The organism is Geodermatophilus sp. SYSU D01176, from assembly GCF_054050015.1.
On record NZ_JBJGYN010000012.1, the window covers coordinates 35,403 to 50,490 of the forward strand.

General features: G+C 75.8%; 11 protein-coding genes and 1 pseudogene. 5 read left to right on the forward strand and 7 right to left on the reverse strand.

Annotated features, from left to right (window positions below; genetic code table 11):
• Window positions 1–62 precede the first annotated feature (62 nt).
• From ACI78Z_RS09035 to ACI78Z_RS09050, 4 genes and pseudogenes are all read right to left on the reverse strand, one after another.
• Window positions 63–197, reverse strand: a pseudogene (locus ACI78Z_RS09035) (sigma factor); the annotation flags it as partial.
• A complete protein-coding gene (locus ACI78Z_RS09040; protein ID WP_457036192.1) occupies window positions 194–787 on the reverse strand; it encodes a carboxymuconolactone decarboxylase family protein in 594 nt (197 codons plus the stop codon). The gene ACI78Z_RS09040 and the pseudogene ACI78Z_RS09035, both read right to left, overlap by 4 nt.
• A 387-nt stretch (window positions 788–1,174) precedes the next feature.
• Window positions 1,175–2,602: a hypothetical protein gene (locus ACI78Z_RS09045; RefSeq protein WP_457036193.1), complete on the reverse strand. Its 1,428-nt coding sequence runs from the start codon at window positions 2,600–2,602 to the stop codon at window positions 1,175–1,177.
• 170 nt (window positions 2,603–2,772) lie between these two features.
• Window positions 2,773–3,711: a patatin-like phospholipase family protein gene (locus ACI78Z_RS09050; protein WP_457036194.1), complete on the reverse strand. Its 939-nt coding sequence runs from the start codon at window positions 3,709–3,711 to the stop codon at window positions 2,773–2,775.
• Between the two features lie 607 nt (window positions 3,712–4,318).
• Between ACI78Z_RS09050 and ACI78Z_RS09055 the strand changes: the two genes are divergently transcribed.
• The 3 genes from ACI78Z_RS09055 to ACI78Z_RS09065 all read left to right on the forward strand — a co-directional run bounded on the left by ACI78Z_RS09055 (window position 4,319) and on the right by ACI78Z_RS09065 (window position 10,838).
• A complete protein-coding gene (locus ACI78Z_RS09055) occupies window positions 4,319–5,770 on the forward strand; it encodes a hypothetical protein (protein ID WP_457036195.1) in 1,452 nt (483 codons plus the stop codon).
• 93 nt (window positions 5,771–5,863) lie between these two features.
• On the forward strand, window positions 5,864–9,916 hold the full coding sequence (locus ACI78Z_RS09060; RefSeq protein WP_457036196.1) for an nSTAND1 domain-containing NTPase: 4,053 nt from the start codon (window positions 5,864–5,866) through the stop codon (window positions 9,914–9,916).
• A 94-nt stretch (window positions 9,917–10,010) separates the two neighbouring features.
• A complete protein-coding gene (locus ACI78Z_RS09065) occupies window positions 10,011–10,838 on the forward strand; it encodes an SRPBCC family protein (protein WP_457036197.1) in 828 nt (275 codons plus the stop codon).
• Window positions 10,839–10,888: 50 nt separating this feature from the next.
• On the opposite strand, the gene ACI78Z_RS09070 is transcribed toward ACI78Z_RS09065, so the two are convergent.
• Complete coding sequence (locus ACI78Z_RS09070; protein WP_457036198.1) at window positions 10,889–11,398, reverse strand: SixA phosphatase family protein; 510 nt, start codon at window positions 11,396–11,398, stop codon at window positions 10,889–10,891.
• Window positions 11,399–11,474: 76 nt separating this feature from the next.
• Between ACI78Z_RS09070 and ACI78Z_RS09075 the strand changes: the two genes are divergently transcribed.
• Complete coding sequence (locus ACI78Z_RS09075; protein ID WP_457036256.1) at window positions 11,475–12,443, forward strand: patatin-like phospholipase family protein; 969 nt, start codon at window positions 11,475–11,477, stop codon at window positions 12,441–12,443.
• Here the strand turns inward: ACI78Z_RS09075 and ACI78Z_RS09080 are convergent, their stop codons facing one another.
• Both ACI78Z_RS09080 and ACI78Z_RS09085 read right to left on the reverse strand, forming a co-directional pair.
• On the reverse strand, window positions 12,444–13,412 hold the full coding sequence (locus ACI78Z_RS09080; RefSeq protein ID WP_457036199.1) for a zinc-binding dehydrogenase: 969 nt from the start codon (window positions 13,410–13,412) through the stop codon (window positions 12,444–12,446).
• A gap of 18 nt (window positions 13,413–13,430) precedes the next feature.
• Complete coding sequence (locus ACI78Z_RS09085; RefSeq protein WP_457036200.1) at window positions 13,431–13,829, reverse strand: DUF1761 domain-containing protein; 399 nt, start codon at window positions 13,827–13,829, stop codon at window positions 13,431–13,433.
• Between the two features lie 121 nt (window positions 13,830–13,950).
• Here ACI78Z_RS09085 and ACI78Z_RS09090 point away from each other — a divergent pair, with 121 nt between their 5' ends.
• The gene (locus ACI78Z_RS09090) at window positions 13,951–14,982 is read left to right on the forward strand and encodes an aldo/keto reductase (protein WP_457036201.1); all 1,032 of its coding nucleotides are present in this window, start codon (window positions 13,951–13,953) and stop codon (window positions 14,980–14,982) included.
• Window positions 14,983–15,088: the final 106 nt, after the last annotated feature.

Here is a 15,088-nt window from a genome sequence, read left to right on the forward strand (position 1 = left end):
GCAGCCCGGTTGAGCGCCTGGCGGGTCACGATCCGCACCAGGTACGCCCGAGGGTCGCGCACCGCCGTCCGATCCGCGTCCGCCCACCGCAGCCAGGTCTCCTGCACCACGTCGTCGGCGTCGGCGGCCGAGCCGAGCACCTCGTAGGCGACGGTGAACAGCAGGCTGCGGTGGGCGAGGAACGGGTCGTCGGTCATGCCGAGGCGACGTCGTCCGCCGTCCGGACCGCGAGCGGCGGCAGTCCGCAGGACGCCGAGAACTCCTGCGAACGGATGCCGAGCGCGACGTTGCCGCGGGCGCTCGAGTTCATGAAGGCGATCCTGGCGGTCAGCTCGACGAGCGCCGGCGCCCCCAGTTCCTCCAGCAGAGCGGACGACATCTCGTCGGTCACGGCCGGCGGCGTCTGGCTCATCGCCTCGGCATACTGCATCACCCTCCGCTCCAGGGGGGTGAAGGCGGTGGACTGCCGCCACCGTGGCACCTCCCGCGCCTTGGCCTCGTTGAGCCCGCGGTTGTGCGTCATGAAGTAGTGGAGGTCGAGGCAGAAGCTGCACCCGATCGCCCCAGCCGCGGCCATCGCCGCGAACGACGCGAGGTTCGGGTCCAGCCGGTTCCACGAGTCGACCTTGCGACCGAAGGACATCGAGTCCTTGAGCACGGCCGGGTGGTGCCACATCACCGCGGCACCCTCCGGTACCTGGCCGAACACCTTCCGGCTGATCTTCTTCAGCAAGGTCCCGTAGATGCCGGTGATGTTGGTCGGGGGAACCCGCGTGCTGCTCGCCATGTCTCCTCCAGGTGTCTGCTGGTGTCGACATGGAGACACCGGCCGCGACCCGGGTGTGACACCCGCGGCGGGGTCCAGCCGGGGGCAGCCTCGTGCCACCGGAGCACGCGCACGGCAGCCGTTCCGGGCGGGGGACGTTCCTGCGGGAACGTGGACGGCGACGGGGTCAGGCCGCCAGCGGGTGGTGGCAGCGGCCGCCGGCGGTGGCGCAGGCGCCGCACGGCGCCCCCGCCCTGGTCAGGCCACCGTTGCGTCGCAGCGGACCGGCGCCGCCGGCTGCTCGACCACCGGGCGGGGGAAGGGCAGGACGACGGCGTCACGGTCCTCGACCGGTGCGGCCGGCGCGACGGCGGTCGGGACCGAGCGGCCGCTACGGCTGCGCCCGGGTCACGGTCGTCCGGTGGGGCCGTTGTCCGACTTGGTGGGTGGGATGAGCGGGTCCGGCAGCGGCGCGTCCGTCCCGGCGGGCCCGCCCGTGCCCGGCACCGGCGGGGGTGCGGTCACGGTGTCGTCGACCGCCCCGACGTCCACCGTGCCGGTGCGGCTGCTCGGGCGGCCGGATCCACCCCCGGACAGCTTGTCGATGCTGCTCTGCAGCGGAGCCGGGGCGGCGGCCCTCACCTGCTCCAGTGCCTGCTGGACCTCCGGCCGCTCCACGACCTCGGCCGCGGCCTGCTTGATCTGCTCGTACCGGGCCCGTCCGGCGCGCGCGCCGAGCACGTACCCCACCCCGAAGCCGAGCCCCAACGACAACCTGCCCATGAGTCTCCTCCAGCCCTTCTCCAGTCGTTCCCCGGTCTCGGCGGCCACGTGGGGCACCGCCTGGACCGCAGTGCCCGCCGTGAGCGCGGCATGCAGCCCCGTCCGTCCGGCGTGGACGGCGCCCTCGGCGACCCGCGGCACGGCTGCGCCGACCGCGAGGAGGGCTGCGTCGGTGGCCCGCACGGCCGCGTCCGTGCCGGTGCGGGCGGCGCGCCAGGCCGCCTGCCCGGTCGTGGCCAGCAGCGGCGCGAGCCGGGCCGCGGCCACGTCGGTGTAGGTCCTCGCTGCCCGGGCGCCCGCGGACGCTGCTGCCGCCGCCGTACGGCCCGAGGCCTCCAGCACGGGTCCCGCCGCCGCTGCGGCCTGCACGGCCCGAGCGCCGGCGGCGGCTGCGCTGTCGAGGGCACGGCGCGCGGCCGGCCTGGGCGGGGGAGCGCCGCGTCGCAGGAGGCGCTCCCACCCGAACGGCGCCCCCCGGCGCAGGCGCACGGCCGCGACGACGGCTGCCGCCAGGCCCGCGAGCACGGCCACGGCGCCTGCCACCCCGCGACCGCGTCGTGCGGGGGCGCTCGCGAGGGGCTGCCCCACGGCGGCGTCCGGTGCGGGCCCGGTCGGCTCCGGCCCGCTCGGCGCGGTCGGCTGGGGCTCCGTCGGCTGGGGCTCCGTCGGCTCGGGCCCCGTCGGCTGGGCCGTGGTCGACTCGGCGTCGGCGGCCGGCAGCAGGCTGTCCGAGGTGGCCGTCGAGTACTCGATCCCGTAGTGCCGGTAGAGCGCCGCCTCCTGGTCCTGGGACAGCTCGCGCGTGGGACCGAACCGGGGTGCCCCCTCGGCGTCGGCCCGGGTGACCGCGACCTGCACCCGGTCCCCGCTCCCGGTCGCGTCGAGCAGCGGGACCACCACGGTGGCCTCGTCACGTTCGGCGTACAACCACTCCGGCCGCCCGGTCGCCTCGTCGGCCAACAGGGCGGCGCACACGCCGATCTCGGCCCCGTCGCGGTCGACCACCGTCCTGCCGACCCAGTCCCTCGCCGCGTCCCGATCGGGCAGTGTCATTGGTTGCTCCCTGTCGTGAGCGGCCCGGGCGACCGGGCCGCCGCGTCGACGGCCGTCGCCCGCAGCTACCCAGCCGGTGGCGTGCCAACCCGTCCAGCCGCTCCGGGCACCATCCCCGGCCCGCCGCTCACCGCGCCGGCGGTCGTGACGTGCCGGGCCGGGACCGGACCTCAGCCGGGCACGGTGGCGAGGAAGCGCGCCGCCTCCCGCTGCCCCTCCTCGACGAGCCGGCTGATGAACGCGGGGCTGCGGTCGAGCTTGCTGGCGAGGTCGAGGTCGAGGTCCAGGTCGATCTCCCGGACCTCGATGTGCCGGTACGGGTCGCCCAGGCGCTCCGCCCACTCGTTGACCTTCTCGATGAAGCGCAGCTCCTGCTGCAGCGACAGGTTGCCGGCCAGTTCGTTGCGGCGGTCGGCGATGTCGGCGACGGTCTTCGGCTCCCGCGCACGGGCGCGCGGGTTGATCCGGATCACCCAGATCTCCTCCGGGCGGGCGTCGGGGAGCTGGTGCACCGGCGGGTTCTGGCTGAACAGGCCGTCCCAGTAGTAGCTGCCTCCCACGCGCACGGCCCGGAACAGCGGCGGCACGGCGGCCGAGGCCAGGACGGCGTCCAGGGTGATCTCCCGGGCCCGGCTGGAGAACGCCCGGTGCTCGCCGGTGAGGACGTCGACGGCGCCCACCAGCAGGAGCGGTCCGTCCGCACCGTGCTCCTCCTGCAGCCGGGCCACGCGGTCGAAGTCGACGTGCCGGGTCAGCAGCTCGGTGAGCGCGGCCTTCGCGTACTCCGGGTACGCATAGGGGCTGACCAGCGGTGGTGTCACCACCCGGCCCTCCAGCCGGGCCAGGCCGACCAGCCACGCGTTGGCGGCCCTGTCCCGCAGCGTCGTCGCCTTGTTGGCGTCCCAGAAGCGCTCGAGCAGCCGGCCGGCCTCGGCCGCGCCGCCCGTCAGCAGGCCGTACCAGGCGAGGAGCGCGCAGACGGCCCCACCGGAGGTGCCGGACAACCCGACGACCGAGTGGTTCCCGGCGGCCAGCAGACGCTGGAGCACACCGGCGGTGAAGGCGGTGTGACTGCCCCCGCCCTGACACGCGATCGCGACCTCAGCCACCGCCGGCCCCTCCGTCCACCCGTCCCTCGGTCCTCCTGCCGTACCCCGGCCGAGCGGGAACGACCGTCGTCCGGTCCCGGGGCGCACCTCCTCCGCTGCCGTGGCGTCCGGGACACGGGAGCTGCCCACGACGTCGGCCGACCGCCGGTCCGGGGCGATCGGTGAGCCAGGGGAGCGAACGGAGACTCGGGCGCGAGCCGTCACCGTCGCGTCACCGTCGCGTCACCGGGTCACGAGCACTCTCGTGCGCGTCCGACGGACGGCGGCACCTGACTCGGCGGGTGGACCCGCCCGCTGACGTGCGCGTCTGCTGGTCCACGACCGCTGACGGGCACGGGCAGGACGCCCCCTGCCCGTGCACCGCCGCGCCGCGGGGCGGTCGGCCCGTGGACGTATCAGCCCTGGCGGAGGAGCGTCTGTCGCTTCATACACCGTCTCCGTTCCGGGGGGACCAGCGATGCTGAGGTCTGAGCGAACCCGCCCCGCACTGGCCCTCATCACCGCCTCGCTGGTGGTGGCGGCGTGCGCGTCCAGTCCCGGGTCGGCCGAGGGTGCGCCGGCTCTGCCGCAACCCGATGCGGGCTCGCCGGGTGCGGGTGCCCATCCGTTGGACGACGAGTTCCTCGAGTCGATCTCGGGTGCCGGGACCGCGGAGGCGGCCGCCGCCATCCTCTACGAGCGGTGCGACGACCCCGCCACGACGGACCGGGCAGGCTGCAGGGACGCCGTCCAGCAGTTCTTCGCATCGGCACCGGTCCGGCTGGTCGACCACGGCAACGCCGGATGTCGCGCCGACTGGGAAGCGGGCCACCTCGTCCTGGCCGGTGCGGACTGCGTGAGCACCTTCCACCTGGTCGACGCGGACGATCGGCCTCTCGATCCGGCGGTCCTGCCACCGGACGGACTGCTGCCCGACAGCGCCGGCATCGACCCGAGGACGGTCGATCCCCCCGGGGAACCGTCGTCACCCCGAGGTGGGCCGACGGACGGGGAGCAGCCGGCCGAGCAGTTCCCTCCGCCGCCATCCCCCAACGACCCGGACTTCAACAAGTTCGAGGGGACGCAGAACCTGGAAGCGGCCCTCCGAGGGCTCTACATGGACTGTCAGGACCCCGACCGCCCCGACCCCGAGAACCCGGAGGCGACGAAGCCCGTCCAGGACGTCGAGGAGTGCAAGAGGATCGCCCGTGAGTTCCTCGCCGCAGCACTGCAGAGGGCGGTCTACAGCACGGAGGAGCCCACGGGCGACGGGGCGTGTGAGGCCGACTGGGACGACGCGGCCGTCCCCCCGCGACTCGTGCTCCGAGGGAGCGGCTGCGGGAGCGCCTTCCTCCTCAAGAACTCGCGAGGTGAGTTCCTCACCGATGAGGAGATCCGGGCGGCGACCGAGAACCGGGATACCGGGGAGACGGAGGTCCCCCTGCCGCGAGGGACCGACGTGGTGGAGGACGAGTTCGAAGCCGTCGCCGAGTGCGCGGAGGAGGACGAGGCCTCCGACGACGTCGCTGCCTGCCGGGAGGAACTCGCCAAGACGCTCCCACCGACGCCCGAGGGCCAACGACCGCCGTACAACGCATCCGGGGCGGCGACCGACGGCACGACGGACTCGGACACCGACGACTCGGACACGGCGGACTCGGACTCCACCGACACGGACTCGACGGACTCCGACACCGACTCGGACTCCACCGACACGGACACGGCGGACTCGGACTCCACCGACACGGACTCGACCGACTCGGGCACCACCGACACGGACTCGGCGGACTCCGACACCGACTCGGACTCCACCGACACGGACTCGACGGACTCCGACACCGACTCGGACTCCACCGACACGGACTCGACGGACTCGGACTCCACCGACACGGACTCGACGGACTCGGACTCCACCGACACGGATTCCACCGACACGGACTCGACGGACTCGGACACCACCGACTCCGACACGGCGGATCCGGACACGGCGGACTCGGACAGCACCGACTCCGACTCGACGGACACGGACACGACGGATACGGACGACGAGACCGTGCCCGAGGAGCAGGGCACCCCGTGAGCGCGCGGCTGTGACGATCCCGCACACGGGGTCGTGGCGGTCCGCGGCCGGCGCGACCTCGCAGCGTGAGCGCTGAGCCGGTGAGGGGGAGGAGTGGCCAGGGTCTTCCTCAGTCACGCCAGCGCGGACGGCGGGCTGGCCGCCACGGTGCACGGGTGGCTGCGCGCCGCCGGGCACGACGTCTTCCTCGACCAGGACCTGCAGGACGGCATCGCCGCCGGCGAGGAGTGGGAGCAGCGGCTGCTCACACAGCTCCGCCGGGCCGACGCGGTGGTCTGCGTCGTCACGTCCGCCTACACCCGGTCGGTGTGGTGCACCGCCGAGGTCGTCTTCGCGCGGTCACGGGGCAGCCGTCTGGTCCCGGTCCTGGCCGAGCCCGGCGTCCGGCACCCGCTGCTGACGGCCCTCCAGCACGTCGACGCCACGGAGGACGAGGACAGGGCGCGGGCCGGGCTCGCCGGAGCGCTGGTCCGGCTGGATGCGGCCGGCGGTCGGGGTTGGCCGGACGACCGCTCGCCGTTCCCGGGGCTGCGGCCCTTCGACGTCGACCAGCACCGGGTCTTCTTCGGCCGGGAGCGTGACGTCGAGCAGCTGGCCGCGCTGCTGAGGTCACCGGCCGAGCGGGCCGACGGGAGCGCGCTGCTCGTGGTGGGTCCCTCGGGGTGCGGCAAGTCCTCGCTGGTCAGGGCCGGCCTGCTGCCGGTGGTGGCCGAGGAGCCCGAGTGGTGGACGCTGTCGCCGTTCCTGCCCGGCACCGATCCGGTCGGCGCGCTGACGCGGGAGATCTCGGCCGCGGCACGGCTGCTCGGCCGGGACTGGTCGCTGGCCGACGTCCGCCGGCGGCTCGACGAGGGGGGCCTGACCGAGCTGGCCGACGAGCTGCTCCTGGCCGTCCCCGGACACCGCCGGCGCCGGCTGCTCGTCGTCGCCGACCAGTTCGAGGAGGTGCTGACCCAGACGGCGCCGTCCGAGCGGTCCCGTTTCGCCGCTCTCCTGCGGCCGGCGCTGACCGGGCCGGTGCAGCTGGTCGCCACCCTGCGGCCGGAGTTCCTCGAGCCGCTGCTGACCGACCCCGAGCTCACCGCGTTGCCCAAGCGGATCCACCCCGTGCAGCCCCTGCGCCGGGAGGCGCTGCGTGCGGTGGTCGAGGAGCCCGCCCGGCTGGCCGGCATCGAGGTGGACGACGACCTCGTCACCCGGCTGGTGGCCGACACCGACAGCGGCGAGGCGCTGCCGCTGCTGGCCTACACCCTCGCCGAGCTCGCGGAGGGCATCGGTCGCGGCGGCCGGTTGCCCACCAGCCGCTACGAGCAGCTCGGCGGTGTCCAGGGGGCCCTCACCCGCCAGGCCGAGGGCGCTCTCGCCGACGCGACGGCCGCCACCGGCCGCAGCCGCGACCAGGTGGTCAAGGAGCTGCTCCGCCTGGTCACCGTGGACGAACACGGCCGCCCCACCCGGTGGCGCGTCCCCCGCGACGAGCTGCCCGACCAGGTGGCCACCGAGCTCGACGCGTTCGTCGCGCGGCGGCTGCTGACCACCGACCGCGAGGACGACCGCGTGGTCGTCGGCGTCGCCCACGAGGCCTTCCTCACCGCCTGGCCGCCGCTGCACGCAGCCATCGACGCCGCGTCCACCGCGCTGCGGGCACGGCGCGCGGTCGAGCAGGCCGCCGCGGAGTGGGCGGCCGCCGACGAGCCGCCGTCCCGGCTGTGGGAACGCGGTCAACTGGCCGCTGCGCTCGCCGACACGGGGGCGCGCCTGCAGCGGGGGCGCCCGCACGGGACACTGGTAGCCGACCGGGTCGAGCTCAGCGCGCGGGCCCGCGAGTTCCTGCGGTCCAGCATCCGGCGTGACCGGCACCGGCGCCGGCGCAGCACGGTCGTCCTCTCGGTGCTGCTGGTCCTCGCGCTCGCCGGGGCGGCCGTGGCGATGGTCCAGCGGGACGCTGCGGAGCGGAACCAGCGGGAGGCGGTGGCCCGCCAGCTCGTCGCGCAGGCGGACGCGGCGCGGACGACCGCCCCGCGCACGGCCATGCTGCTCGGCATCGCGGCGGAGGCCGTCCGTCCCGGTCCGGAGGCCCGGTCCGGCCTGGTGGAGACCCTGACGCACACGCTGTACGCCCGGACCCTGCCGCACGACGACGACGTGGTGTCCGTGGCCTTCACGGAGGACGGGCGCGCCCTCGCCACCGGGGGGATGGACGGGAGCGTCGTGCTGTGGGACGTCGTCGACCCGGCCCACCCCCGCCCGGCCGGCCGGCCGCTGAACGGGCACCGCACCTACGTCTACTCGGTCGCGTACTCCCCGGACGGGCACGTCCTGGCCTCGGGCAGCGCGGACGGGACCGTGGTCCTCTGGGACGTCACCGACCCGGCCCGGGCGCAGGTGCTCGGGGGACCGCTGGCCGGCCACACCGACCAGGTGCACGCGGCGGTGTTCTCACCCGACGGGCGCACGCTCGCCACCGGGAGCGCCGACGGCACGGTCCTGCTGTGGGACGTCGCCGACCCGGCCCGGCCCCGGCGGCTCGGGGACCCGCTGCCCGCCGACAGCGACCGCGTGACCACGGTGGACTTCTCCCCGGACGGGCGCACGCTCGCCTCCGCCGGGTTCGACGGCGCGGTCAGGCTGTGGGACGTCGCCGACCGGGCCGCCCCACGGCCGATCGGCGAACCCCTGACCGGACACCGGAACGCAGTGTGGGAGGTGGCGTTCGCCCCCGGGAGCCTCGTCCTGGCCACGGCGAGCGCCGACGGCACGGCCCTGCTGTGGGACGTCGCCGACCCGGCCCGGCCCCGGCGGCTCGGGCAGCCCCTCGCCGGCCACGTCAGCCAGATGTACTCCCTGGCGTTCGCCCTCGACGGCCGCACCCTGGCCACCGCGAGCGCCGACCGGACCGTCCGCCTGTGGGACGTCGCCGACCCGGCCGACCCGCAGCCGCTCGGCGAGCCCCTCACCGGGCACACCGGCTACGTGTACGCGGTGGCCTTCGCCCCGGACGGGCGGACGCTGGCCAGCGGGAGCGCGGACCACACGGTGGTCCTGTGGGACCTCGCCGACCCCGTCCGGCCACGGCCGCTCGGCGAGCCCCTGACCGGGCTCACCGACGACGTGTACGCGGTGTCCTCCGCCCGGGAGGGGCAGGTGCTCGCCGGCGGCGCGACCGACGGGACCGTCCGGGTGTGGGCGGCGCGCGACGGCGCCCGACCAGGGGAGGCCGGCCGGATCCCCGCCCACCCGGACGGTGGGGCGCGCCCGGTGGCCCTCACCCCGGAGGGCCGGACGCTGGCCACCGCCGGCCCGGACGGGGCGGTGGCCCTGTGGGACCTCACCGACCCGTCCCGGCCACGGCCGTCCGGGGAGCCGCTGTCCGGTCACTTCGGGCCGGTGAACGCGGTGACCTTCAGCTCCGGCGGGGACCTGCTCGCCAGCGCCGGTGCCGACGGGACGGTCCGCCTGTGGGACGTCGCCGACCCCGCCCGCCCGCGGGCGCTCGCCGACCCCCTGGAGGGGCACACCGGCCAGGTGTCCTCCGTGGCGTTCGCGCCGGAGGGACGGCTGTTGGCCAGCGGCGGCTCGGAGAACGCGGTCTTCCTCTGGGACCTCACCGACCGGACCGGGCCGCGCCGGCTGGGTCCCGCCCTGACCGACCACGCCGGGCCGGTCACCTCCGTGGCCTTCGCCCCCGACGGGCGCACCCTGGCGGCCGGGGGTGCCGACCACACGGTCCTGCTGTGGGACGTCGCGGACCCGGACCGCCCCGGTCGGCTGGGGCAAGTGCTGACCGCGCACACCAGCCGGGTGTCCTCGGTGGCGTTCGCCCCGGACGGGCGGACCCTGGCCAGCGGGAGCGCCGACGGCGCGGTCGCCCTGTGGGACCTCACCGACCGGGACCGGCCCCGTCCGCTCGGCCGGCCGCTGGACGGGCACGGGGGATCGGTGAACGCGGTGGCCTTCGCCGACGACGCGACGCTGGTGAGCGGGAGCTGGGACCAAGCGGTCAGGCTGTGGGACCTCGGCCCGCTCCGGGAGCTGCGGGACCGGCCGGCCGAGAGGGCCTGCGCCATCACCGGCCGCGGACTCGACCCGGAGGAGTGGGACCGCTACATCGAGGACCTGGACCACCTCGACACGTGTGCCCGCTGACCACCGGAGCCCGGGCACGTGCATCACCCGTTGCCACCCGGGGTAGCGCGGGTGCTCCGTAGCAAGCGGCTGTCTGCGACGAGGAGGACCAGCGGTGACCACCAAGGTCGAGAAGTCAGTCCAGGTCGACGTCCCGGTGAACCAGGCCTACAACCAGTGGACGCAGTTCGAGGACTTCCCGCACTTCATGGGCGGGGTCAAGGAGGTCCGCCAGCTCGACGACCGGCACCTGCACTGGATCGCCGAGATCGCCGGCGTCCGGCGGGAGTGGGACGCCGCGATCCTGGAGCAGGAGCCGGACCGCAAGGTCGCCTGGGCGGCCACCAGCGGGGCCACGAACGCCGGTGCGGTCCGCTTCGAGGCGGCCGGGCCGAGCTCGACGATCGTGTACCTGACCCTGGAGTACGAGCCCGAGGGCGCCGTGGAGCAGGTCGGCGACAAGCTGGGGATCGTCGAGCGGCAGGTCACCTCCGACCTCGAGCGGTTCAAGCGGCTCATCGAGAGCGAGGGCTACGCCACCGGTGCCTGGCGGGGGACGATCAACGAGGGCCTCGACGTCGGTACGCCCGGTGTCGGGGACGCCGTCGGCTCGCACGGCGACAGCGGCAAGGCGGGGGTGTCGGGCAAGGCCGTCGCCGCCGGTGTCGCGGCCGTGGCCGGTGCCGCGGCAGCCGCGGGCGCGGCCGTGGCGTCCTCGTCGACGGGCAGCGACGAGACGCCGCAGCAGCCCGAGGGCGGCGTGCGCCAGCCCGAAGAGGTGACCGTCGTCCCGCAGCCGCCCGCCGACGTGGTGCGGGACGACGCGCTGACCCAGGAGTCGGACCCGGCGGGGTACACGGCTCCGTCGTCCACGGAGGGCGTCGAGCAGGGCGTGCGGGACGGCGGCGACGACCCGATGATCGGCGGCGGCAGCCGCACCTGAGGACGCCGGCCGGTGGAGGCGGCACCGGGGGGCGCCTCCACCGGCCGAGCTCAACCGCGCGACCCGGGCACCCTGACGTCGCTCAGCGTCGCTGTGCCGGGACCCACCGCGGCGAACGGGGTCGCGAGGTCGAACACCGCCACGGCGCCGGCCGGGAACCCCGACTCGACGTGCCGCCGGGCCGCCGGACCGCCGCGCCCGTCGTCGAGGACGCCCGTCAGGTCCCGGACCGACGGGTTGTGGCCGACGACGACCAGGGTCCGCACCTCGTCGGGCGTCTCCCGGACCACCGCGAGCAGCGCCTCGACGGTGTTGTCGTAGACCCGCGCGTCGACGACGGGCGGGGTGCCGGGGTCCAGGACCGCGCGCGCCTGCTCCCAGGTCTGGCCCGCCCGGAGGGCGGGGGAGACGACGACCCGGTCGGGCACCGGCCCGGCCTGCGCGAGCCAGGCGCCGATCGCCGCGGCGTCCCGTGCGCCCTGCCCGGTCAGCGGCCGGTCGGCGTCGACCGGGCCCGCGGCGGCCTCGGCGTGGCGGACCAGCAGGAGTCGGCGCTGCACCGGCCGAGTGTGGCACCGGGCGCGCGTCGAGGGCTGGTCGCGGACCCGGCCGGGCGCCTGGCAGGCTCGCCGCGTGATGCGCGTCGGCGTGGTGCTGGGCGGTGGCGGCGTCGTGGGGCAGGCGTACCACTCGGCCGTGCTCGCGGTGCTCGAGCACGACCTCGGCTTCGACGCGCGCAGGGCCGACGTCATCGTCGGGACCTCGGCGGGGTCCATCACCGGCACGCTGCTGCGGCTGGGCGTCTCGGCCGAGGACCTGGCCGCCTGGACGGTGAAGGCCCCGCTGTCGGACGAGGGCGACGTCCTGCGGCACGTGGCCGGCGTCCCCGTCCCCGAGCTCGCCCCCTTCAACCCGCTGCACGTGCTGCGCCGGCCCCTGCGGCCGCCGGGGCGGCACATGATCCAGCGGGCACTGACCCGACCGTGGCAGTTCCGGCCGCTGGCGGCCGGCATGGCCCTCATCGCCCCCGGCCGGCACGACATCGCCGAGCAGCTGGCCGCCCTCCGCGAGCTGGAGGGGCCGCGGTGGCCGGAGCCCGACCTGTGGGTCTGCGCCGTCCGCCGCCGCGACGGGCGCCGGATCGTGTTCGGCCGACCGGGCACGCCGGAGGTCCCGGTCCACCAGGCGATCGCGGCGTCCTGCGCCGTGCCCGGGTACTTCGCCCCGGTCCAGATCGGTCGGCACGCCTACGTCGACGGCGGCGTGCACTCGCCGACCAACGCCGCAGTCCTCCGCGGTCGCGGACTGGACCTCGTCATCGTCATCTCCCCGATGAGCGGCCCCGCGGGGTGGTTCCCGGACGTCTACGCCGCGTCCCGCCGGCACGCCGCCCGCCTGCTGGGGTACGAGGTCAGGGCGCTGCAGCGCGCGGGCGTCCGCACGGTCGTCTTCGCGCCCGGTGCGGCCGAGCAGCGGGCCATGGGCAACGACATGATGTCGCGGCGCAACCTCAACGAGGTCATCTCGCAGTCCTTCCTCGCGGCCGGCGCGCACGCCGCCACCCCGGAGGTCGCCGACCTCATCCGGGCGGCCGCCGGCCGCTGATCAGGGGACCAGCGCGAGCTTCCCGACGACGTCGCGGCCGGCCAGCCGGGTGAGGGCGTCGGCCGCCCGCTCGAGCGGGAGGCAGGTCGGCTCCGGCGGCCGGAGCTCACCGCGGGCGATCCGGCCGAGGACCTCGGACACCAGCGCGGTCGCCGCCTCGGGCTCGGTCCGCGCCCAGTCGCCCCAGTCGACGCCGACGACCGTGCGGTTGCGCAGCAGCACGACGTTGGCCGGGAGCCGGGGGATCTCCCCGCCGGCGAAGCCGACCACGCAGAACCGCCCGTAGGCGGTCAGCGACCGCAGCCCCGCCTCGGCCACCGGGCCGCCCACCGGGTCGACGACGACGTCCGCCCCGCCGCCGGTCAGCTCGCGGACCCGGTCCTTGAGGTCGGTGTAGTCGACGGTCACCTCGGCGCCGGCCGCGCGCGCCGCGGCCCGCTTGGCCTCGGTCGACGCGGCCGCGACCACGCGGGCACCGGCTGCCCGGGCGACGTCCACCGCGGCCAGGCCGATGCCGCCGCCCGCGCCCAGCACCAGGACCCACTCGCCCGGACGCACCTGCACCCGGCGCGAGAGGGCGAAGGCCAGCGTGCTGTAGCTCTCGACCGCGGTGGCGGCCACGGCCGCGGGGACGCCGTCCGGCAGCGGTGACACCGCCGAGGCCGGTGCCACCAGGTCGGTCGCGTACCCGCCGCCGCCCATCGAGAGGACGACGACCCGGTCGCCCACCGACACGGTGTCGACGTCCACGCCGATCGCGCGCACCCGGCCGGCCACCGCGGACCCCGGCGTGTGGGGGAGCGGGGGCCGCAGCTGGTAGCGGCCCTGCACGATCAGGCCGTCGACGAAGCTGACGGCGGCCACCTCGACGGCCACGACGACCTCGCCGGGACCGGGGGCGGGGTCCGGTTCCACCACCAGCGCCAGCCGGTCGACCGGGCCGAACTCCCGGCACACGATGCGTCGCACGCGGCCCCCTCCCGGACGTCAGCGCCGGCGGGCGCTGACGACCAGCGACACCAGCAGCAGCTTGGCCAGCCAGTCGCCGGCGTGGATCGCGGCCAGCCGCCAGGGCACCTTCTCGTGGACGACGGACCCGGTGAGCAGCACGACCGGGAACGCCACCCACAGCGCCAGGCCGAGCCGCACCGCCTCGCCCGGGCGGCTCACCCCGGTGCGGGCGGCGAGGGCGGAGACGGTGACCGCCACGGTACCGCTCCGTGCCAGCTCGACGGGCACGATCCAGCCGGCCGCCGCGGTGTCCTCCGCGTAGGCGTCGTCCAGCCGCGCCAGCCGGCGGGAGAACGCCGCGTACCACCCTCCGCTCGTGGCGACGGCTGCTGCGGTGGCGAGACCGATCGCGGGCAGGTCCTCGACGATGCGCACGGCTCCTCCTCGATGAGCGCGCCGGAGGCCCAGCAGTAGACCAGGCGACCCGGCCTCCGGTGGTGATCACCGGCGTCCTGCGGCACCGTCGCCCAGGACCCCGGGGACAAGGAGCACCGTCGTGGAGTACCGCACGCTCGGCCGCAGCGGCTGCTCGGTCTCGGCCCTCGCCCTCGGCACGATGACCTTCGGCGCCGAGACCGACGAGGCGGGCGCGCACGAGCAGCTCGACCTCTTCGTCGAGGCCGGCGGCACGCTGGTCGACCTCGCCGACGTCTACTCCGCGGGCGCGGCCGAGGAGATCACCGGGCGCTGGCTGTCCGCCCGCCCGGCCGACGTCCGCGACCGCGTCGTCCTCGCCACCAAGGCGCGCTTCCCGATGGGCGGGGAGCCCAACGCCCTCGGCACCTCCCGCCGCCACCTCCGCCGCGCCCTCGACGACTCCCTGCGCCGGCTCGGCGTCGACCACGTCGACCTCTACCAGCTGCACGCCTGGGACCCGCTGACCCCGCTGGAGGAGACGCTGCGCTTCCTCGACGACGCCGTCTCCGCCGGGAAGATCGGCTACCCGGGCCTGTCCAACTTCACCGCCTGGCAGGTGCAGAAGGCCGTGGACCTCGCCGAGCACCGGCACCTCGCCGTCCCGGTGACCCTGCAGCCGAGCTACAGCCTGCTCGTGCGGGACGTCGAGTTCGAGATCGTCCCCGCCTGCCGGCACAACGGGCTGGGCCTGCTGCCGTGGGGCCCGCTCGGCGGCGGATGGCTGTCGGGCAAGTACACCCGCGACCAGCGTCCCGAGGGCGCGACCCGGCTGGGGGAGGACCCCGGCCGCGGCATGGAGGCCTACGACCGGGTCGGCTCCCGGCAGCGCACCTGGGACGTGCTCGAGGTCGTCCAGGGCGTCGCCGAGGCACGCGGGGTGTCGATGCCGCAGGTCGCGCTCGCCTGGCTGGCCGCCCGGCCCGCCGTCACCTCGGTCATCCTCGGCGCCCGCACCACCGACCAGCTCCGGGACAACCTCGGCGTCGTGGACGTGACCCTGGAGCCGGACGACCTCGCCCGGCTGGACGCGGTCAGCGATCCCGGCCGCGCCGACTACCCCTACGGGGACGTCGGCGCCGAGCAGCGCAGCCGGACGCCCGCCGGCTCCTGACCTCCCCCCGGAGCCGTGACTAGGGACGACCCTGACCGCGGGAACGGGGGAGCGATCCGGGCGTTCCCCGGTTCCCGCGGCGCCCGGGGAGGACCACGCTCGTCCC

Bases quoted from the DNA above. Each gene is read 5' to 3' on its own strand.
- ACI78Z_RS09040 (WP_457036192.1), bottom strand. From the start codon at position 787: ATGGCGAGCAGCACGCGGGTTCCCCCGACCAACATCACCGGCATCTAC.
- ACI78Z_RS09045 (WP_457036193.1), bottom strand. From the start codon at position 2,602: ATGACACTGCCCGATCGGGACGCGGCGAGGGACTGGGTCGGCAGGACG.
- ACI78Z_RS09075 (WP_457036256.1), top strand. From the start codon at position 11,475: ATGCGCGTCGGCGTGGTGCTGGGCGGTGGCGGCGTCGTGGGGCAGGCG.